The sequence below is a fragment of the Halomonas cibimaris genome (assembly GCF_039537045.1).
Lineage (GTDB): Bacteria > Pseudomonadota > Gammaproteobacteria > Pseudomonadales > Halomonadaceae > Vreelandella > Vreelandella cibimaris.
Window position 1 is genome coordinate 1 of the sequence record NZ_BAAAZT010000019.1, and the last position, 19,415, is coordinate 19,415.

The 19,415-nt window shown below is 65.3% G+C and carries 17 protein-coding genes; 12 read left to right on the forward strand and 5 right to left on the reverse strand.

Annotated elements, in window-relative coordinates; translation table 11 throughout:
- Together iscB and ABD654_RS02330 are read right to left on the reverse strand one after the other, a co-directional pair.
- The coding region (gene iscB, locus ABD654_RS02325) for an RNA-guided endonuclease IscB (protein ID WP_344701886.1) at window positions 1-519 on the reverse strand (519 nt) is incomplete at its 3' end.
- Between the two features lie 263 nt (window positions 520-782).
- Complete coding sequence (locus ABD654_RS02330; protein ID WP_344701888.1) at window positions 783-2,096, reverse strand: MFS transporter; 1,314 nt, start codon at window positions 2,094-2,096, stop codon at window positions 783-785.
- 140 nt (window positions 2,097-2,236) lie between these two features.
- Here ABD654_RS02330 and ABD654_RS02335 point away from each other — a divergent pair, with 140 nt between their 5' ends.
- Window positions 2,237-3,106: a DMT family transporter gene (locus ABD654_RS02335; protein ID WP_344701890.1), complete on the forward strand. Its 870-nt coding sequence runs from the start codon at window positions 2,237-2,239 to the stop codon at window positions 3,104-3,106.
- A 22-nt stretch (window positions 3,107-3,128) separates the two neighbouring features.
- Here ABD654_RS02335 and ABD654_RS02340 read toward each other — a convergent pair whose 3' ends face one another.
- Window positions 3,129-3,782: an arylesterase gene (locus ABD654_RS02340; protein WP_344701892.1), complete on the reverse strand. Its 654-nt coding sequence runs from the start codon at window positions 3,780-3,782 to the stop codon at window positions 3,129-3,131.
- Between ABD654_RS02340 and ABD654_RS02345 the strand changes: the two genes are divergently transcribed.
- Both ABD654_RS02345 and ABD654_RS02350 read left to right on the forward strand, forming a co-directional pair.
- Entirely contained in the window at window positions 3,781-4,497 is a 717-nt protein-coding gene (locus ABD654_RS02345; RefSeq protein WP_344701894.1) for an ABC transporter ATP-binding protein, read from the forward strand. The genes ABD654_RS02340 and ABD654_RS02345 overlap by 2 nt on opposite strands.
- Window positions 4,494-7,091: an ABC transporter permease gene (locus tag ABD654_RS02350; RefSeq protein ID WP_344701896.1), complete on the forward strand. Its 2,598-nt coding sequence runs from the start codon at window positions 4,494-4,496 to the stop codon at window positions 7,089-7,091. The genes ABD654_RS02345 and ABD654_RS02350 overlap by 4 nt, the downstream gene beginning before the upstream one ends.
- Before the next feature lie 14 nt (window positions 7,092-7,105).
- Here ABD654_RS02350 and ABD654_RS02355 read toward each other — a convergent pair whose 3' ends face one another.
- Window positions 7,106-7,762: a histidinol-phosphatase gene (locus tag ABD654_RS02355; protein WP_344701898.1), complete on the reverse strand. Its 657-nt coding sequence runs from the start codon at window positions 7,760-7,762 to the stop codon at window positions 7,106-7,108.
- 204 nt (window positions 7,763-7,966) lie between these two features.
- Between ABD654_RS02355 and ABD654_RS02360 the strand changes: the two genes are divergently transcribed.
- The 9 genes from ABD654_RS02360 (at window position 7,967) to ABD654_RS02400 (ending at window position 17,605) form a co-directional block, all read left to right on the forward strand.
- Complete coding sequence (locus ABD654_RS02360) at window positions 7,967-8,449, forward strand: RNA pyrophosphohydrolase (protein ID WP_344701900.1); 483 nt, start codon at window positions 7,967-7,969, stop codon at window positions 8,447-8,449.
- 65 nt (window positions 8,450-8,514) lie between these two features.
- The gene (gene ptsP / locus ABD654_RS02365; protein WP_344701949.1) at window positions 8,515-10,776 is read left to right on the forward strand and encodes a phosphoenolpyruvate--protein phosphotransferase; all 2,262 of its coding nucleotides are present in this window, start codon (window positions 8,515-8,517) and stop codon (window positions 10,774-10,776) included.
- A gap of 221 nt (window positions 10,777-10,997) precedes the next feature.
- Window positions 10,998-11,795, forward strand: coding sequence for a sulfite exporter TauE/SafE family protein (locus ABD654_RS02370; RefSeq protein WP_344701902.1), 798 nt, complete (start codon window positions 10,998-11,000; stop codon window positions 11,793-11,795).
- Between the two features lie 40 nt (window positions 11,796-11,835).
- Window positions 11,836-12,660 carry a prolipoprotein diacylglyceryl transferase gene (gene lgt, locus ABD654_RS02375; RefSeq protein WP_344701904.1) on the forward strand — a complete coding sequence of 275 codons (825 nt, stop codon included), beginning with the start codon at window positions 11,836-11,838 and terminating at the stop codon, window positions 12,658-12,660.
- A gap of 123 nt (window positions 12,661-12,783) precedes the next feature.
- Window positions 12,784-13,557 carry a thymidylate synthase gene (locus ABD654_RS02380; protein ID WP_344701951.1) on the forward strand — a complete coding sequence of 258 codons (774 nt, stop codon included), beginning with the start codon at window positions 12,784-12,786 and terminating at the stop codon, window positions 13,555-13,557.
- A complete protein-coding gene (locus ABD654_RS02385; protein WP_344701906.1) occupies window positions 13,554-14,114 on the forward strand; it encodes a dihydrofolate reductase in 561 nt (186 codons plus the stop codon). Before ABD654_RS02380 ends, ABD654_RS02385 begins: the two co-directional genes overlap by 4 nt.
- Before the next feature lie 60 nt (window positions 14,115-14,174).
- Window positions 14,175-14,984 (forward strand): ProQ/FINO family protein, encoded by an 810-nt coding sequence (locus ABD654_RS02390; RefSeq protein ID WP_344701908.1) that lies wholly within the window; start codon window positions 14,175-14,177, stop codon window positions 14,982-14,984.
- Window positions 14,985-15,260: 276 nt separating this feature from the next.
- Complete coding sequence (locus tag ABD654_RS02395; RefSeq protein WP_344701910.1) at window positions 15,261-16,421, forward strand: porin; 1,161 nt, start codon at window positions 15,261-15,263, stop codon at window positions 16,419-16,421.
- Window positions 16,422-16,585: 164 nt separating this feature from the next.
- Window positions 16,586-17,605 carry a hypothetical protein gene (locus tag ABD654_RS02400; RefSeq protein WP_344701912.1) on the forward strand — a complete coding sequence of 340 codons (1,020 nt, stop codon included), beginning with the start codon at window positions 16,586-16,588 and terminating at the stop codon, window positions 17,603-17,605.
- A gap of 44 nt (window positions 17,606-17,649) precedes the next feature.
- On the opposite strand, the gene ABD654_RS02405 is transcribed toward ABD654_RS02400, so the two are convergent.
- Window positions 17,650-18,819: a DcaP family trimeric outer membrane transporter gene (locus tag ABD654_RS02405; protein WP_344701914.1), complete on the reverse strand. Its 1,170-nt coding sequence runs from the start codon at window positions 18,817-18,819 to the stop codon at window positions 17,650-17,652.
- Window positions 18,820-19,415: the final 596 nt, after the last annotated feature.

Below are 19,415 nucleotides of genomic sequence, written 5' to 3' on the forward strand. Positions count from 1 at the left end.
GCTTATCTCCGGATTGTCGAGCCGCTGGGTATCAAAGCGCACCAGCTCCTTATCCAGCGCGGTGATGGGGGCGAGCTTGCTTAGCCGCTTTACCCACGCCATCACCGTATCGACTTGATGCTGCAGGCTGGGCGGCAACCAATCGGCTTTGCGCGTGCGGTTGTTAAATCGTGGCGCCCGGTAGCGCAGATGGGCCGAACGGCGGCGGCGCCGAAACGCGGCGCGCTGCTCCAGCGCCTTTTTGATCTGGAAGCCGCGATGCAAAAGCTCGAACAGACACAGCACATGGCGCTGCTCACCGTCTGATTCACGCATCAGCGCCAGCCCCGTGGTCTTGCTGCCGGGGTCAATGCCCAGGCGAAGCGGTTGCGTGTCGCCGCCCACCCGATCCTTGAGCCGGATCGTGAACGGGTAGCGTTTATGCACCACGGCGCGACCGCGTTTCAGCAGCAGCCGGGCACGCTTTTCGCTGCACGGCATCAACGGCTGCTTGTGTTTATCCCATACGAAAACCGCCATGGCGATTTCCTCCNCCTGGCGGCAGCGGTCAGAACCTTCGGCGTTTTACCTTGCGCCCGCATGATCCCGACCTTTCAGAGCGCCGAACTGAGGAAGCATTCGGCGGTGAGTCTTGACGACCTGTTATCAACGTAGCGGCCATGTTGCCCGCTCTCCCTGGTCAACCGGGCCTGCTTTCACAAGCCTCTCCCTTCAGGGAGAGGTAGTTGACTCCAGTCCTTAATGTGGTACCGGCGGGCATCGCCGTTTTGCTGAGCTGCCGGCTATTCGACGTCGGGAAGCGTGCGGGCGCTGAAAAAAGCGCCCAGAGCCGCCGCCGCCAGCACGACCAGCAGGGCGGCACTGCCAAGCCACTGCGCCAAAGCGCCGAGTAGGCTGCCAAACAACAACATTAAACCACCCGTCAGCGTGTTGGAAAGCGCCACGTAAAGCGCCCGATTGTCGCTGCTGGCCATATCCACCACGTAGGTCTTGCGCCCCAGGCGCACGCCGTGATGCACAATGACCAGTACCCCATAGATTACCGCGTAGGGCAGCACGCTGGCACTCCATTCACCGGGCAGCCAGACAAGGCCCGCCCCGGCCAGGCAGCAGGCGACGGTGCCCAGCGCGGCATCGCACATGACTCGCCGGCTGGAGGCATCGGCACGCTTGCCCCACACCGGGCTTGCCACCATCGCCGCGACGCCGGAAATCACCACCAAAAGCCCCAGCCCGCCTAGCGCTGCGTCGCTTTGTCGCTGGCCCAGCAGGGCGATGTAGGGCAGTGCCAGCGCGCTTGACAGCAAAAGCGTGCGCGACACGTTGAAGTGTAAAAACGCGCGGTCCTCGCGTAGCAGGGAAAACCCCAGCTTGAGGCTGTCCCAGGCGTTTTCGCCGCCGTCCACAGCGCCGGGCTGCTCACTGATACGTGCAGCGAACAGCGCATTCAGCGCCCAGCCCAGCGCCGCCACGCCAAGCAGCACAGCCAGCGCCAGCTCCCCGGGACGCTCGTCGAACAGCATCAGCACGCCGCCGGCGACCAGCGTGACCGCGCCGGCCACGCTGCCGCTGTAGCCCATCAGCGTGCCGCGGCGCTTTTTGGCGATGGTTTTGCCCATCACGTCTTTGGTGGCAATGGAGGAAAGCCCGCGCGCCAGCGACAGCGCCACCAGCACGGCCAGCACCAGCGCGCCGCCGACCCCGCCGCGGCCCCAAACGGCAAGCAGCGCCAGCGCCAGCGCGGCCAGTGCCTGCAGCGCGCCGCCGGCTACCCATACCCACTTGCGCTGGGGCTTGAGGCGGATAAAGCCGGCCACGAACAGCTGGGGCAGCAGCGCGCCGGATTCGCGAATGGGCACCAAAAGGCCCACCATCCACACCGGTGCGCCGATAACGCCCATCAGCCACGGCAGCACCAACCGAGCGCTGGACAGCTCATCGGCCAGCTTGTTGCCCAGCGCCGCCCACAGGTGGCGGGCAAAGTTGGCCGGCTGGTCGCGGCAGGCGGTGTCGGGAATGTCGTCGCACATGCGGCTGTCTTCGTCGCCGGTCAGCCATTCGTAAAGGCGTGACTGAGAGATGTCCTGATCGGCCATGAAAGCTCCTTGGGTGTTATGCTGCACACGATACATGGTACCCCGTTGCCGCGCGCGCTGCCGGCGCTGGCGGATGCCGGCGTACCACCAGTGTTACCAGTCCCCGACGCAATGTCACGTTTTCCACGCAAGGAGCCAGCATGAACCAGGATCGTCAGGCAATGTTGTACGGCCTGGGCGCGGTGGCGCTGTGGTCCACCGTGGCCACGGCGTTCAAGGTAGCACTGGGGTATATGAGCCCGCTGGAGCTGATGGCGCTGGCCGCCCTGGTGTCCTGGGCGCTGATGGGGGCGCTGGTGGTCAAGCGCGGCCAGCTCGGCCGGGCGCTTGCGCGCGGCTGGCGCACCGCGCTGTGGGCCGGGCTGATGAACCCGGTGGCCTACTATCTGGTGCTGTTCGCCGCCTACGACCGCCTGCCGGGCCAGGAAGCCATGGCGCTGAACTACACCTGGGCGCTGGCCATGGCGTTTCTCGCCGTGCCCATACTCGGCCAGCGGATTACCCGCACGGACGTGGCCGCCGGGCTGATCGCCTACGCCGGGGTGTGGGTGATCGCCACCCGCGGTGCGGTGTTGGATGTCGCCTTCGCCGACCCGCTGGGCGTTATCTTTGCCCTGATGTCCACGCTGCTGTGGGCGCTTTACTGGCTGCTCAACACCCGGGACGCGCGCGAGCCGCTGGTGGGCCAGTGGCAGAACTTCACCGTGGGGCTGCCGGTGCTCGGCGCGCTGCTGGCCTTTGGCCCCGGGTTTGAGTGGCACGGCTGGGCGGCGCTTTCCGCCGGGGTTTACGTGGGCCTTTTCGAGATGGGCGTGGCGTTTATCCTCTGGCAGCTGGCCATGCACAAGATTTCGCGCACGGCGAAGGTGTCCAACCTGATCTTTCTCTCGCCGCCGGTGTCGCTTTTGCTGCTGCATCTGGTCGTCGACGAGCCGATTCGCGCCTCGACCCTTGCCGGGCTGGCGCTGATTCTCGCCGGGCTGGCCCTGCAGCAGCGCCAGAAAACCTGACGCAGCCAGCCCCGGCGAGCGCTTAGCGGGCGGCTTTAAAAAGCGGCGCGAGTACCGGCCAGACGTTGGCCAGCACGGCGGGCTGGGCCTCGGCGGTGGGATGAATGCCGTCTTCCTGCATCAGCGAGTCGTCCAGCGCGATGCCGTCAAGCAAAAACGCCACCAGCGCCACGTGATACCGGGCCGCCAGGCGCGGATAGACCCGGGTAAAGGCCCGGCGGTAGGCCTGGCCGTAGTTGGGCGGAATGTCGATCCCTGCCAGCAAAACCCGGGCCCCCGCCGCCTGGCTTTGCTCGATCATCTGCGCCAGGTTGGCGTAAAGCGCGCTTGGCGGCGTGCCGCGCAGGCCGTCGTTGCCGCCCAGCTCAAGTACCACAAGCGCGGGGGCGTGCCGGTCCAGCAGCGCGGGAAAACGCGCCGCGCCGCCGCTGCTGGTTTCGCCGCTGATGCTGGCGTTGATCACGCGGGCCTTGCCTTCCAGCCGCCGGCGCAAAAGATTCACCCAGCCGGCGTCTTGCTCAATGTTGTGCGCCGCGCTTAGGCTATCGCCCATGACCAACAGCGCCGGCCGGCCCGCGGCGACTGCGGGCACCACGGCCAGCAGGGTCAGCGCTGCCAGTACGATGGCACCTGCCTGCGCTAACCCGCGTTTTTTTCCAGGGATACATACGCTCATGTCGGACTCCTTTTCTGCCGCTGCACCGCTGATCCGCGCCGATCGCCTGAATAAGCAGGTGGCAAGCGGCGAGGGCTCGCTTGCCATCTTACACGAGCTGTCGCTTGCCGTAGCACCGGGGGAGAGCGTGGCGATTCTGGGCAAGAGCGGCTCAGGCAAATCCACCCTGCTGGGGCTTTTGGCCGGGCTGGATACCCCAACTGCCGGCGAGCTTGCGCTGTTCGGCGAGCCGCTCGGTGCGCTTGATGAAGACGCCCGCGCGGCGCTGCGCGCCGGGCGCGTGGGCTTTGTGTTTCAAAACTTTCAGCTGCTGCCCACGCTCAGCGCGCTGGAAAACGTGGCCCTGCCGCTGGAGCTTGCCCCCGGCGGCCACCGCCGCGATGCGGCCCGGGAGTGGCTGGCCCGCGTGGGGCTGGGCGAGCGTACCGGGCATCTGCCCAAGCAGCTCTCCGGCGGCGAGCAGCAGCGCGTGGCGCTGGCGCGGGCCTTCGTTACCGAGCCCGAGCTGGTATTTGCCGACGAGCCCACCGGCAACCTCGATCCGGAAACCGGCGCGGCGGTAATCGAGCTTTTGTTTACCCTCAACCGCGAGGCCGGCACGACGCTAGTGTTGGTCACCCACGATTACGCCCTGGCAAGGCGCTGCAGCCGCTGTTTGCGCCTTGCCCACGGGCGGCTGGAAGCGTTCGACCCCAACGGGGAGGCCACACCATGACGGCTGCTCTGCGGCTGGCGCTGACCGGCCTGAAACGTGATCTGCGCGCCGCCGACGTGCGCGCGCTGTTCATGGCGCTGGTGCTGGCGGTGGCCGCCGCCACCATGATTGCCTTTTTTCTTGACCGGCTGGAGCGCGGCCTGGAGCGCCAGGCCGGGCAGCTTTTGGGCGGGGATCTGGTGCTGGAGCAGCCCGAGCCGTTTGCTGATGCGCTGGTCAAACAGCTGCAGGACGCCGGCCTGACGGTCAGCCGCCAGGTGGAAATGGCGTCCATGCTGCGCCGGGGCGAGAATTTTCAGCTGGCAAGCCTCAAGGCGGTGGATGACGCCTGGCCGCACTACGGCCGCTCGGACGTGGCGCGTGACGGCGGCAGTGCAAGCCTTGAGCGCCCGCCCGCGGCGGGCAGCGTGTGGGCCGATCCGCGGCTGAAGTCGCTGCTGGGACTAAGCCTTGGCGATACGCTTCAAGTGGGCGAGGCCGAGCTGCAGGTGAGCGGTTTTATCCAACGCGAGGCCAATCCGTCGGGCGGCTTTGGCAGCTTCAACCCGCGGGTTTTGCTCAACGCCGCTGACCTTGAGGCCACCGGGCTGGTGCAGCCCGGCTCGCGGATTGACTACGCGCTGCTGGGCGCCGGCCCGCCCGCGGCGCTTGAGCGCCTTGAGCCGCTGCTGGCGCGGCTGCGTGAAGAAGGCGTACAGATCAGTGACGTGCGCCGCGACCGCCCGCGGCTGGGCAGCGCCCTGGCCCGGGCGGAAAACTACCTGGGCATTGCCGGGCTGGCGGCGGTGCTGCTGGCCGGGGTGGCCGTGGCCATGGCCAGCCGGCGCTACGTCGAGCGCCATCTGGATACCGCCGCGCTGCTGCGCTGCTTTGGCGCCGGCCAGCGCCAGCTGACGCTGATTTTTGCCGGCCAGCTGCTGGCGCTGGCGCTGGCGGCTTCCATGCTGGGCGCGCTCGCCGGGCTTGCGGGTCAGGCGCTGCTGGTGCGGCTGCTGGCGGGCTTTTTGCCGCTGACGCTGCCGGCGCCGGGCATCGCTCCGCTGTTTCTGGGCACGTTCACCGCCCTTGCCGTGCTGGTGGGCTTTGCCGGGCCGATGCTGCTGCGCATCAAGCGGGTGAGCGCGCTGAAGGTGCTGCGCCGCGAGCTTGACCCGCTGCCGCCTTCGGCCTGGCTGGTGGCCGGCGTGGCGGCGGCGGTGTTTGGCGGCCTTTTGTGGCTGTATTCGCAAAGCCTGACGCTGGCGCTGACGGTGCTGCTGGGCGGCGGTGCTGCGCTGGGCGTGCTGTGGGTCGGCGGCGCGCTGCTGCTGCGCGGCGTGCTGGCACTGGCCGGACGGCTGACGGGCCGCGGCCTCTGGTCGCAAGCGCTGCGGCTGGGCGGCGGCCAGCTGGCCCGGCGCCGCCGGGCCGGGCTTGGCCAGCTGCTGGCCTTTGCCGTGACGTTTTTTGCCATGGCAATGATGACGCTGGTGCGCGGCGATTTGCTGGCCACCTGGCAGGCTCAGCTGCCGGATGACACGCCCAACTACTTTGCCATCAACATTCAGCCCGGCCAGCGCCAAGCGTTTGCCGAGGCCATCGCGCCGGCCGTGGAGGCCAGAAGTGCGCTGTATCCCATGGTCCGCGGGCGCATCAGCGCGGTGAACGGTGCACCGCCGGCCGAGGCGCTGTCGTCCGAGGCACTGGCCGACAACGCGCTGCGCCGGGCGCTGAACCTGACCTGGCGGGCCACGCTGCCCGAGGGCAACCGCGTGGTGGCCGGCGAATGGTTTGCCGACGCCGACATTGAGCGAGACGCTTCCCCGAACGAGGCCGCCTCGCACGATGCTGCCGAGGGCTGGCTGGGCGCGGTGGACGCCGTGCCCGCTGAGGCCCCGGTGCCGATTTCCATGGAAGACGGCCTGGCCGGGCGGTTGGGTCTGGGGCTTGGCGACACGCTGACCTTTGGCATCGGCAGCGAGTCGTTGACCGGGCGCATTACCAGCCTGCGCAGCCTCAACTGGGACAGCTTTACGCCCAACTTCTACGTGATCTTTCCGCCCGGAGTGCTGGAAGATTTCGCCCACAGCTACATTACCGCGTTTTATCTGCCCGACGACGACCAGAGCCTGGCCAACCGCCTGGCAGAGCGCTTTCCGGGGGTGTCGCTGCTCAACGTTGACGCGCTGCTGGGGCAGGTGCGTGAGGTGCTGTTTCAGGTGACCCGCGCCATTGAGCTGATTCTCGTGCTGGTGCTGCTGGCCGGCGTCAGCGTGCTCTATGCCGCGCTCACCGCCAGCCAGCCGGTGCGCGCCCATGAAAGCGGGCTTTTGCGCGTGTTTGGCGCCGGCAACCGGCTGATCTCGCGGATGCAGGGGGCCGAGTTTGCCCTGCTGGGCGGCGCCAGCGGGCTGCTGGGGGCGGCACTGGCCGAGCTTGCCGCGGCGCTTTTGTACCGCTACTGGCTGGACCTGCCGGTGCAGCTGCACGTCTGGGTGTGGCTGGCGCTGCCGCTGGGCGGGGCGCTGGCGATCGGGGTGATCGGTCACGCGCTTTCCAGGGGGCTGCGCCGAGCAGCCCCGGCGGCCAGTCTGAGGCTGCTCGGCGAGGTGTAGCCGTACCTTTGCGCTTACCCGCGCAGGGAGAGAATGCGCCAGCCGCGCTCCTGTGCGGTCTGGCGCAGAGTGGGGTCGGGGTCCACGGCGACGGGGTGCTCTACCTGTTCCAAAAGCGCGATGTCGTTGTGCGAGTCGCTGTAGAACCAGGCATCGTCAAGGGTGTCGCTGCGCGTTTCCAGCCACTGGTAAAGCCGGGTCACCTTGCCGTCGCGAAAGCTTGGCGTGCCGGTGACCCGGCCGGTGTAGCGGCCGTCCACCACCTCCGGCTCCACGGCGATAAGATGATCAATGCCCAGCCGCTCGGCGATGGGGTCGGTAATAAAGCGGTTGGTGGCGGTAATGATCAGCAGCGTGTCGCCCTGGGCGCGGTGGCGGGCGATCAGCGCTTCGGCCCGGGGGAGAATGCTCGGCTCCACCTTGGCCGCCATGAACTGCTGGTGCCAGGCGGCAAGCTGCTCCGGGGTGTTGTCGGCCAGCGGTTTGAGGGCCACGGCAAGAAAGGCATCGATGTCCAGCGTGCCGGCCTCGTAATCGGCCATGAAGCGTTCATTGGCTTCGCGGTAGGCCTTGGCGTCCACCGCCCCCTGTTCGAGCAGAAACTCGCCCCAGGCATGATCGCTGTCGATGGACAGCAGGGTGTTATCCAGGTCGAAAATGGCCAGGCTCACGGCACTCCCCTTAACGTTAATGGCATTGCGGCGCGATTATGGCAAAAGCCGTACGGTTTGCCCAACGTGCAAAACGATTGCGGTGCAAGGCCGGCCGGCGCTGCTGGATCATGTGCCGGCCTCAACGGTATAACGAATGTATTGATCGTGCTGTGACCATTGTGGAAAAATGAGCGCAACTGATACTTTTTTAAGGTGACGTCCGTGATCGACGCAGACGGCTTTCGCCCCAACGTTGGCATCATTATCGCCAACGCCAGCGGGCAGCTGCTTTGGGCGCGTCGGGTCGGGCAAAACGCGTGGCAGTTTCCCCAGGGGGGCATCAAGGCAGACGAAACACCGCAACAGGCGCTTTTTCGTGAGCTTCACGAAGAGATCGGCCTTACCGCCGATGACGTTGCCGTTGTGGCCTGCACCCGGGGGTGGCTGCGCTACCGCCTGCCGCGACGCATGATTCGCACACATTCCCGGCCGGTATGTATCGGCCAGAAGCAAAAGTGGTACCTGCTGCGGATTCGCTGTCAGGACAGCCAGATCTGCATGAGTGCTACGCCCAAGCCGGAATTCGACGGCTGGCGCTGGGTGAGCTACTGGTATCCCCTCGGGCAGGTCGTGGCGTTCAAGCGCGACGTGTACCGGCGCGCGCTGCGCGAGCTCTCGCCGCGACTTCAGCGTATCGCCCGGTAAACGCCGGCCGCAGTGAGCGGCTTCACCCCTCAGCGAGGCACCAATCCGTGAAGCAGAAAACCTCCATGCTTGAGGTGTTGCGCCGCATCATCCAGGAAGTCAACGGTGCGCGCAGCCTTGATGCTGCCCTGGCCACCATGGTGCGCCGTATCCGCAAGGCCATGGGCACCGATGTGTGCTCGTTTTATCTCTACGATGAAGCGCTGGAAACGCTGGTGCTGATGGAAACCATCGGCCTGCGCACCCAGGCCGTGGGGCGGGTGATGCTGCCGCTGGGCGAGGGGCTGGTGGGATTGGTGGCCAAGCGCAGCGAGCCGCTCAACCTGGAAGACGCCCAGTCCCATCCGCATTTTCGCTACTTTGCCTCCACCGGCGAGGAGCGCTACTCCAGCTTTCTGGGCATTCCCATCATCCACCAGCGCCGCATGCTCGGCGTTTTGGTGGTGCAGCAGGCGGAAAACCGCCGCTACAACGATGAAGACGAGGCGTTTTTGGTCACCATGGCCGCCCAGCTTTCCGGGGTACTGGCCCATGCGCTGGCAACGGGAGACTTAACGCGCCCCGCCCCGGCCGGGCGCCAGAAGGTGTTTCGCGGCGTGGCGGTAGCGCCGGGTATTGCCATGGGCGAGGCGGTGGTGATTACCCCGCCGGCGGATTTGAACAGCGTGCCGGATCTGATCCCCCGGGATGAGGCCTTCGAGATCGCCCGGCTTAAAGAGGCCATTGATAAAACCCGAGAAGAAATCGGCAGCGCCGGCCGGCGGCTTTCCAAACGAATTTCCGCCCAGGAGCTGGCGCTGTTTGACGCCTACCAGCAGATGCTCGGCGAGTCGGCGCTTTCACGCGAGGTGGAAAAACGCATTCGCGAAGGCCAGTGGGCGCCCGGGGCGCTCGCCGACGTGGTGCGCCGCCACGTGCAGTATCTGGAGCGGGTGGACGACGACTACCTGCGCGAGCGCGCCGCCGACGTTCGCGATCTGGGCCGGCGCGTGCTGGCGCACCTGCAGCAGGGCGTGTCCGCCACGCCCGACGTTTACCCCGACAACACCGTGCTGGTGGGGGATGAAATCAGCGTAGCACTGCTCGGTGAAGTGCCGCGCAGCAAGCTCAAGGGCGTGGTGTCGGTGCGCGGCTCCAGCACCTCGCATGTGGCGATTGTGGCGCGCGCCATGGGGGTGCCCACCGTGCTTGGCATGATGGATTTGCCGCTGCCGCGCCTTTCCGGGGCCCCGGTGGTGGTAGACGGCCATCGCGGCCGGCTGTTTGTTCATCCCACCCCGGAGCTGGAGCACTACTACGCCACCCTGGTCAACGAGGAGCGCGAGCTCAGCGAACTGCTGGAGCACGAGCAGAACCTGCCCAGCGAAACCACCGACGGCCACGATATGCCGTTGATGGTCAACACCGGCCTGGCCGTGGATGCCGTGGCGCTGCTCAAAAACCGCATCAGCGGGGTGGGGCTTTACCGCACCGAAGTGCCGTTCATGATTACCCAGCGCTTTCCCGGCGAGCAGGAGCAGACCCGGCTGTATCGCGACCAGCTGGAAGGCTTTGCGCCGCTGCCGGTGGTGATGCGCACCCTGGACATCGGCGGCGACAAGGATCTGCCGTATTTTCCCATCGACGAGGCCAACCCGTTTCTCGGCTGGCGCGGTATGCGCGTGACGCTGGACCACCCGGAGGTGCTGATGGTGCAGCTGCGCGCCATGCTCAAGGCCTCCGTGGGGCTTGAAAACCTGCACGTGCTGCTGCCCATGATCACCAACGTAGGGGAGGTGGACGAGGCGCTGGGCCTTTTGCAGCGCGCCATCGTCGAGCTGGGCGAGGAGGGCGTGGCCGTCACGCGGCCCCGGGTCGGGGCCATGATCGAGGTGCCCGCTACGCTCTATCAGATGGACGCGCTGGCCGGCCGTGTGGATTTTTTTTCGGTAGGCAGCAACGACCTGACCCAGTATCTGCTGGCTGTGGATCGCAACAACCCGCGGGTATCGGAGCTTTACGACCCGCTGCATCCGGCGCTTTTGACCGCGCTTGACAAGCTGGCCCGGGACGCCCGGCGCCTTGAGCGGCCGATTTCGCTGTGCGGCGAGCTGGCCGGCGACCCGGCCGGGGCGCTTTTGCTTATGGGCATGGGCTTTACCGGCCTGTCGATGAACGCCCCCAGCCTGCCCAAGGTGCGCGCTGCCATTCGCCGGGTCGCGCTGGACGACGCCCGCGCGCTGCTGGAAGAAGTCATGGAAAAGGACACCCCGGAAGAGGTGCATCGCCACCTGCAGTCGCGCATGGCCGGCTGGCAGCTGGCGCATCTTCTGCCCCCCAAAGACTGAAGGTCCGCCAAGGCCCGGCGCACTAACGCAGGGTGGCGACAGGCGCAGGCGGCAACGTAGAATACCGCCAGCGCCGGTGCAGGTTGCCCGGCTGTACGACGTTTATCGCGGCGGCAGCGCCAGAAGACGGAGGCGCCGCTGTTGCGGATTTCAGCCCGCGAAGATGCTGGGGCAACACGGCATTCGCGCAATGCACTGCCTTTGATACGAGAGCCTTGACCATGAGTATTGCCTTGACCCTGCTTGGGTATCTGGCGCTGGGCGCTACCGCCGGTACGCTGGCCGGCCTGTTCGGCGTGGGCGGCGGCATCATCATTGTGCCTGCGCTGGTGTTTGCCTTCGGCCTGCAGGGGGTGGCCCCGGAGGTGGTGGTGCACCTGGCCGTGGGCACCTCGCTTGCCACCATTGTGGTGACCGGGGCGTCGTCGGCTTACGGCCACTGGCAGAGGGGCAGCATTCGTCTGCCCTGGCTCAAGGCGCTGCTGCCCGGGCTGGTTGCCGGCGCGGTGCTCGGCGTGTTTGTCGCCGACGGTCTCTCGGCGACGCTGCTGGGCACGCTGTTTGGCGTGTTCGTGGTATTGGTGGCCGTCAAGATGCTGCTGGGGCTTGCCCCCAAACCCGGCGCACAGCCGCCGGGCCGGGCCGCCATGGGCGTGGCCGGGGTGGTCATCGGCGGCATTTCAGCGCTGTTCGGCATCGGCGGCGGCACGCTGAGCGTGCCCTGGCTTTCGCGCTGCGGTGCCGGCATGACGCAGGCCGTGGGCACCTCGGCCGCCTGCGGGCTGCCCATCGCCCTGACCGGCGCGCTTACCTTCATCGTGGTTGGCTGGGGCAACCCCGTGCTGCCCGCTGCCGCCACGGGGTTTGTCATGTGGCCGGCGTTTTTGGGCGTGGTGCTGGCAAGCGTACCCTTTGCCCGGGTAGGCGTCCGCCTGGCGCACGTGCTGCCCGGCCATATACTGCGCTACGCCTTTGCCGTTTTGCTCATCGTGGTCGGCGTGCGCTTTATCATGAGTTAACGCCCGTGACTCCCTTCCCTGTTTGCCGTTTGAGGCCCGTATGATTGCCTACCCCGCTATTGATCCTGTCGCCATATCGCTCGGCCCGCTGCAGGTGCACTGGTACGGGCTGATGTATGTGGTGGGCTTTGTCGCTGCCTGGTGGCTGGGCGGGCGTCGGGCCGCGCGCCTTGGCCTGACCCGGGACGACGTCAGCGACCTTTTGTTTTACGCCGCGCTGGGCGTGGTGCTTGGCGGGCGGCTGGGCTATGCGCTGTTTTACGGCCTCGGCCAGTGGGCCGGTGACCCGCTGTGGATTTTCCGCGTCTGGGACGGCGGCATGAGCTTTCACGGCGGGCTGATCGGCGTGCTGCTGGCGTCAGCGTGGTTTGCCCGCAAAAAGGGGCTGGCGTACTTTACGCTGACCGACTTTGTGGCCCCGCTGGTGCCCATCGGCCTCGGCGCCGGGCGCATCGGCAACTTCATCAACCACGAGCTGCCGGGCCGGGTCACGTCGCTGCCCTGGGGCATGCCGTTTCCCGGCACGGCAGGCCAGCCGCGCCACCCCTCGGCGCTTTACGAGGCCGTGCTGGAAGGCGCGGTACTGTTTGCACTGCTGTGGTGGGTGTCCGCGCGCCCCAGGCGCCGGGGGCTGGTGTCGGGGGTGTTTCTCATCGGCTACGGCGTATTTCGCTTTGCCGTCGAATTTGTCCGCCTGCCGGATGCGCAGCTGGGCTTTATCGCCTTCGGCTGGCTGACCATGGGCCAGCTTTTGACGCTGCCGATGGTGGCCTTTGGCCTTTTGCTGGTGGCGTGGTCGCGCCGCCAGCCTGTCGATGTGCGCTTGGCTGATGAGGGCACAAAAAAAGGGACAAACAAGGCATAATGCGGCCTTTGGCCTTTGATATGCCCTTGAAGACTATGCCCTTGAAGACCATGCACTTTGAATAAACGGGAACGCCTTGTGATCGCCAATCAACCGGCCCTTGAACAGCCCTATCTCGATTTGATGCGCTACGTGCTGGCGCACGGCAGCGACCGCGACGACCGCACCGGCACCGGCACGCGCTCGGTGTTCGGCCACCAGATGCGCTTTGATCTTGCCCGGGGCTTTCCCGCGCTGACCACCAAAAAGCTGCACCTGCGCTCGATCATCCACGAGCTTTTGTGGTTTCTAAGCGGCGACACCAACATCGCCTACCTGCAGGACAACGGCGTGCGCATCTGGAACGAGTGGGCCGATGAAAACGGCGACCTCGGCCCGGTCTACGGCTACCAGTGGCGCAGCTGGCCGCGCCCGGACGGCGGCCACGTCGACCAGATCCGCCGGGTCGTCGAGCAGATCCGCACGAACCCGCAGTCGCGCCGGCTCATTGTGTCGGCGTGGAACCCGGGGCAGGTCGACGAAATGCAGCTGCCGCCGTGCCACTGCCTGTTTCAGTTTTACGTGGCCGACGGGCGGCTGTCGTGTCAGCTTTATCAGCGCAGCGCGGATATTTTCCTCGGCGTGCCGTTCAACATCGCAAGCTATGCGCTGCTGCTGTGCATGGTGGCGCAGGTAACGGGGCTGGAGCCGGGAGAGTTCATCCACACCCTGGGCGACGCCCACCTGTACAGCAACCATCTGGAACAGGCCCGGGAGCAGCTGGCACGCACGCCCAAAGCGCCGCCAAGGCTTGTATTGTCGCCGCAAGTGGACGATCTTTTGGCGTTTACCTTTGATGATATTCATCTGGAGGGCTACCAGGCCCATCCGCCGATTAAAGCCAAGGTGGCCGTATGACTGCTCGCAACAGCGCCAGCGCCTTCGCCTGGCCCGACGCCGCGCCGTTGGTGCCCGTGGCCATGATTGCCGCCATGTCGCGCAGCCGCGTCATCGGGGTGGACGGCACGCTGCCCTGGCATCTGCCCGAAGACCTTCAGTTTTTCAAGCGCATGACCCAGGCCAAACCGGTGGTGATGGGGCGCAAGACCTTTGCCTCCATCGGCCGTGCGCTGCCCGGCCGGCGCAATATCGTCATCACCCGGGATACGGCGTTTGCCCACCCGGACGTTGAGGTCTGCCATAGCCTGACGCAGGCGCTTACGCTGGCTGACCGCTACGCCACCGTCGAGGCCGCCGAAGAGATCATGGTAATAGGCGGCGGCGACGTTTACGCCCAGGCAATGCCCTACGCCGAGCGGCTTTATCTTACCGAGGTGGATGCCGAGCTGGCAGGCGATACCTACTTTCCCGCCATCGACGCTGCCCGCTGGCGTGAAACCCGGCGCCGGGCCGGCGCTGCCGCTGAAGGCCAGCCCGGCTACGACTTTGTTACCTATGAGCGCCGTGCGACGTAGCGCCCTGGCCCGGCTTCGGGCGAGTGAGCCACGGCACAAAACCCCACAAGAGGAAGACGGATGCCTGCACGCGTGATGCATCTGCTGGATGACCTGGAAGCCCGCCTGGCAAAGGCCCGAACGCAGCTCGCCGTCTTGCGCGAGGATAACCGCCGGCTGAAACGCCGCCTGGCCGAGCTGCTGGCCGCAGAACGCAGCGCCCCGATTGATTCCGACGCCTTATCTGCCACGGCTTTTGTATCCGCCGCGACCTCGTTGCCCGCCGTTACCCCTTTATTTTCCGGAGACGCCAAGATGCCCGATCACTCGTCCCCCGCCGCGCCCGAGCGCGAAACTTCGGCCAGCGCCGAGCAGGCCAGCGCCACGGCCCCCGAAACGCCGCCCACCCCGCAGGCGCTGCTCAAGCAGTGGCAGACGCGCTACCCCCTAGCGTTTGCCGGGGCCGAAGCTCGCCCGCTGAAGGTGGGCATTCATCATGATCTGGCGGCGCGCGAGCCCTGGTCCACCAAGCTGATACGCCGGGCGCTGGCCGGCTACGTTAACCGGCCCCGCTACGTCAAGGCGCTGAAAGAAGGCGCGACGCGCATCGACCTTGACGGCAACCCGGCGGGTACGGTGGATGCCACCGCCGCCCAGACCGCGCAGGAAAAATACCGCCGCAAGGCGGCGAGCAAAGCCCGCCCAGAGGCGCGAAAAAAGAAACCGGCTGACAAGCCGGGGCGCTCGCCCAAAACCGGGGCCGCGTCTGGCGCCGGAAAAAAAGCCGCCACCGGCGCACCGGCAGACAGCGAGGCGGCCAAGCGTCCGGCACAGCAAAGCATGGAAGACAAGCTGGCGAGTTTGCAGCGCCGCTTTGGCGGGCAAGAATAGCTGCGCGTACTGCCGGCCTCAGACAAAGGCACACTGGCAGAGTTCCACAAAAAGTGGGCGCAACGTAAAAAAACAGTGTTTTTTTCTATTGCGTTCCCGCAAAGCCCGGTATAGAGTTCTCCCTGCGAGCATTGGAAAACGTACCAGGCTTGAGCAAAACATGGCGCTTGCCGGCGTGTAACGCGACGGAAATAAAAGAACCGCATGCTTTCAAGCCAATAGCGGGCCTTGCGCCCAAAGACGATCGAAACAGTAGGTTAGTTAAGGATTAATCTCATGAAAAAGACACTCTTGGCGACTGCTATTGCGGGTGCTGCCTTCGCTTCCGGCGCACAGGCTGCCACGATCTACAACGAAGACGGCACCAAGCTTGACCTCTACGGCAACGTTCAGATTGCCTACAAGAGCGTTGAAACCGCACAAAACGCGGTAAATGCTGCTGGCGGCGTTGAATATACAGGTACCGAAAGTGAAGACGAGCTGTTTGACAACGGTTCCACCATCGGCTTTGCCGGCGAGCACCTGATCACTCGCGACCTGAAAGGCTACTTCAAGGCCGAGTTCGAGCACGACGTTGACGAAGCCAAGACTGCCGGCGGCTTGAACACCGGCGACCAGGCCTACACCGGCCTGAAGGGCAGCTTCGGTGACGTGCGTGTCGGCTCCTGGGATCCGCTGATCGACGACTGGATCCAGGATCCTGTTACCAACAACGAATACTTCGATATCTCTGATACAAACCAGAACATCGTTGGTCTGTCAGAGCGCGAAGGCGACAAGGTGTCCTACACCTCACCGTCCTTTAACGGCTTCCAGTTCGCCGTGGGTACCCAGTTCGAGGGCGACGCTGAAGACTTTGAAAAATCCGATGTCTTTGGTGATGGAGATGTAAACAAGAAGTCTGACAGCAACGCCTCCTTCTTCGGCGGCGTGAAGTACACCGCCGGCGCGTTCTCTATCGCTGCGGTCTACGACAACCTCGACAACTACGACGGTACTTACGGGGTCCGGGACGCTGCTGGCAACGTAACCGAGGGCGTCGACTACGACGCGGGTGACCAGTACGGTATCACCGCGCAGTACACCGTTGACACGCTGCGCGTGGCGCTGAAGCTTGAGCGCTTTGATGCCGGCGATGACCTGATCGAAGACGTCAACTACTACGGCCTGGGCGCGCGCTACGGCTACGGCATGGGCGACGTGTACGGCGCTTACCAGTACGTCGATGTGGGCGGTGATGGCTTCCTCGATACGGCTTCAGACGGCCTGAAGCACGGTGACTTCCCGAACGACGGCGGCGAAAGCTACAACGAAATTGTTCTCGGCGCGACCTACAACGTCTCCGACGCCATGTACACCTTCGTTGAAGGCGCGATGTACGATCGTAAGGACGACGTAGACGACGGCGTCGCCGTAGGTGCGGTATACCTCTTCTAAACCGCGGACGACCCCGGATGGCAGGGCGGCTAGCGCCCTGTCGGGCTTAACGCCGCTAGCGGATGCGTTCAAGCGGCGTGCGACAGTACCAAGCCGGCCCCCTGGGGTCGGCTTTTTTGTTATCTTGGCGCCACTTTCCGTTAGCCGACAACCGAGTATCGCTTATGAAACCCGCAGTTATCGTAACCCTGGCGCTCAGCCTCGGCGTGGCCAGCGCGCCGGCCGCCGCCAGCGAAGTGCAGGATCGCTTTCGTGAACAGGGCAAGCAGATCGATTTGACGCGCTTTTTGCAGTCCGACAACGATGCGCGCAGCGAAAGTTTTCTATACGGCCGCACGCATGCCCACGACTTCACCGTAGAAAAAGCCGGCACCTACGTGTTTGAAAGCCACGTTCTGGCAGGCGAGTCTGACGACTATCGCGTTGCCGCTGCGCTGCGCGACAGCGCCGGCAACGTAGTGGCCCGCGGGCGGGCGCTGGGCAACGCCGGCGGGCTGGCCTTGCGCCAGCGCCTGGCAAAGGGCGACTACACCCTTGAGGTCGAAGGCCACAAGTTTGGCTCCAGCACCGGCTCGGGTAACAGCTACTACGTGACGGTAGAAGGCGTGGACGTGGCCGGCGGCGTTTCTCGCGGCGACGGCATTGCCTTTGTCGGCAATCGCCGGGGAGGCGGCAAGACGGCCTTTGTGCGCCGCTCAAGCGCGGTGGCCGCGGTGGCGCCGCCGTCGCAGCCAGAGCGGGAAACACCGGCAGCGGCCAGCGCTGCGCCCGAGGCCGGCGCGGCTGCCCCGGCTGTCGCCAAGCAGCGCGAAGCGGCCCCGGCCGATAGCGCCGGCCAAGAGGCGAGCGCATCGCCGCAGGAAGGCTTTGAAGAAATCGTCACCGACGTCAAGATTCGCGCCAGCGGCGAGGTGCTAACGTTTGAAGTGCTGGAAAAGGGCACCGTGGCGATTACCACCTCAACCTTCCCCGGCAACGAAGGCACCTATCGCATTGAAGCCGAGGTGCTGGACCGCCAGGGCAACGTCGTCGCTCAGGATGCCGGCGAAGGCTTCGACGGCGACGTTGACCTGCGCACCGTGCTGGCGCCGGGGGAATACCGCGTGCGTGTCAAAGGGCAGAAGTTTGGCGCGGCGCGCAGCGGCGTGAACAACTACGAGCTCAAGGTCCGCCAGCTGGACTGATGCGGCCACGTCCCGGCCGCCGCGCAGCGGTGGCCGGGGCAGGCTTAAAACGCGTAGCGCACCATGCCCTGCAGGCGCAGCGCATCGCCGTCGCGGCCGTCGGCCACTTCACGCGTGTGGTAGCTGGTTTCCATGCCGTAGCTGATGTGGCTGGCCGGCGACCAGATGTAGTTGAGGTGCACGGCCTCAAACTGCTTGTTGGCGCCCTCGGCGCCGGCGAGCCCGGCGCTGCGCACGTCGTCAAGGTCCGCGCGGGAAATACCGTACCCCAGGTTAACCGCGCCCGGGCCCACGGCGAGGCTGGCACCGAGGTTGGCGCCCCAGGCGCTGATGGTCTCGACCGAGCTGCCGTCAACAAACGCCGGCGCCGAAGGGTTGTTCTGCAGGTATTCGCCGATGCCGTCGCCGTAGGTGACCACGCCGCGCAGCGTCAGCGCCTGGCTTGCCTTGAAGCGTGCCGCGGTGCTGACCCCCCAGCCCATGGCGCTGTCGTCTACGCTGTCGCTGTCAACGCTGAGCCGGCGGCCCACGGCCGCAGCGGAGTACGCCAGCCGCTCGCCTGCCGCCTGATAGCGCAGTGACACATCGGGCATGGATTGCCGGGCGTCGGCATCTGCCTTGTAGACGCCGCGGTCGGCGTTGAAGCCGGCGGCAACGCTGTCTTTGAAGTCGTCCGGGTCGGGGTTTTCCAGCGCGATATGCACGTTGCCCATGGAATAGCGCAGCTGAGCCTTGCGCCCGCTCTTGCTCTGGCCGGGGCTGGGGGCAAAGTCGATAATCGGCGTGCGGCTTAGCCGGCTGCCAAAGTTGGTCCAGGTTTTACCGGCGAGCACGCCGTTCCAGCTGCCGTAGGCGTGGCGCAGGCGCAAATCGCCGCCTTCGGGCGGGTTTTTCATCCAGTCCACTTCAAATCGCGTTACCAAAGCGCTGCCGTCAACCGGCGTTTGCGTTTTAAAGCCCAGCCGGCTTTGGTAGGGGTGCATGGTCAGGTGGCCGTCGCTGCCTTGCTGGCCGTCGATCAGGATGCGCGGCCGCGCTGCCAGATCGCCCAGGTCGTTGTCGGTATCATAGATCATGTCGAGCTTGGCAAAGCCGTAAATGCTTGCCTGGGTATCGCCCACGGTAAAATCCACTGCCGCCGCCGGCGTGCCAAGGCACAGGGCCACCAGGCCGGCCGGCAGGGTAATGCGAGTGAAGCGGAAGTCCTTTGTCATCTTGTAATTCCTTGCAGTAGGGCCATGGATCGGTACGAGAGCCGGTGCTAAAGCGCTTTGCGCTACGCTACGGCAAGCATAGAAATGCGCGCGCCACGCGGGGTTGATCAGTATCAATGTTCGGGCGTTTAATGGACTTTTTTTCCAATTAAATCAATAGGTTTTTCCGGTTTTGTTAAGAGAGGATTACGGTGCTGTTCCAGCGCAACTTTGCTGTGGTTTTTCGCTTTTGGCTGTCGCGTATCGACGCGTTAAAAAACACGCGACAGGCCGTCCGGCTCTTTTTGCGCGCGTGCCAAAGCCGGTGGTAAGCGCAAGAGCATCACGCTATCATGCGCCGTTATCGGCAAACGCTACGCAGCTCACCTCACCGTTGACGCAAGCGATTGCAAAAGGCCAATCCGCGCTTTTTCAAACAGGCGCAAACATTAGTTAGTTTCAAGCGTAAACGGCAGGCGCTGTCTTGTAAGTCAGAGCAGCGTCCGGGCGCCGGCAACGATTTCCAGCACTCTCTGTTTTGGCAGATCGTTGACCCACATCGACGATGCGTCGTGCCGTGGTGCGTCATTGCACGTTAAAGACAGAAAGCGGCTCGC

Bases quoted from the DNA above. Each gene is read 5' to 3' on its own strand.
- ABD654_RS02330 (WP_344701888.1), bottom strand. From the start codon at position 2,096: ATGGCCGATCAGGACATCTCTCAGTCACGCCTTTACGAATGGCTGACC.
- ABD654_RS02335 (WP_344701890.1), top strand. From the start codon at position 2,237: ATGAACCAGGATCGTCAGGCAATGTTGTACGGCCTGGGCGCGGTGGCG.
- ABD654_RS02345 (WP_344701894.1), top strand. From the start codon at position 3,781: ATGTCGGACTCCTTTTCTGCCGCTGCACCGCTGATCCGCGCCGATCGC.
- ABD654_RS02340 (WP_344701892.1), bottom strand. From the start codon at position 3,782: ATGAGCGTATGTATCCCTGGAAAAAAACGCGGGTTAGCGCAGGCAGGT.
- ABD654_RS02350 (WP_344701896.1), top strand. From the start codon at position 4,494: ATGACGGCTGCTCTGCGGCTGGCGCTGACCGGCCTGAAACGTGATCTG.
- ptsP (WP_344701949.1), top strand. From the start codon at position 8,515: ATGCTTGAGGTGTTGCGCCGCATCATCCAGGAAGTCAACGGTGCGCGC.
- ABD654_RS02370 (WP_344701902.1), top strand. From the start codon at position 10,998: ATGAGTATTGCCTTGACCCTGCTTGGGTATCTGGCGCTGGGCGCTACC.
- lgt (WP_344701904.1), top strand. From the start codon at position 11,836: ATGATTGCCTACCCCGCTATTGATCCTGTCGCCATATCGCTCGGCCCG.
- ABD654_RS02380 (WP_344701951.1), top strand. From the start codon at position 12,784: ATGCGCTACGTGCTGGCGCACGGCAGCGACCGCGACGACCGCACCGGC.
- ABD654_RS02385 (WP_344701906.1), top strand. From the start codon at position 13,554: ATGACTGCTCGCAACAGCGCCAGCGCCTTCGCCTGGCCCGACGCCGCG.
- ABD654_RS02390 (WP_344701908.1), top strand. From the start codon at position 14,175: ATGCCTGCACGCGTGATGCATCTGCTGGATGACCTGGAAGCCCGCCTG.
- ABD654_RS02395 (WP_344701910.1), top strand. From the start codon at position 15,261: ATGAAAAAGACACTCTTGGCGACTGCTATTGCGGGTGCTGCCTTCGCT.
- ABD654_RS02400 (WP_344701912.1), top strand. From the start codon at position 16,586: ATGAAACCCGCAGTTATCGTAACCCTGGCGCTCAGCCTCGGCGTGGCC.
- ABD654_RS02405 (WP_344701914.1), bottom strand. From the start codon at position 18,819: ATGACAAAGGACTTCCGCTTCACTCGCATTACCCTGCCGGCCGGCCTG.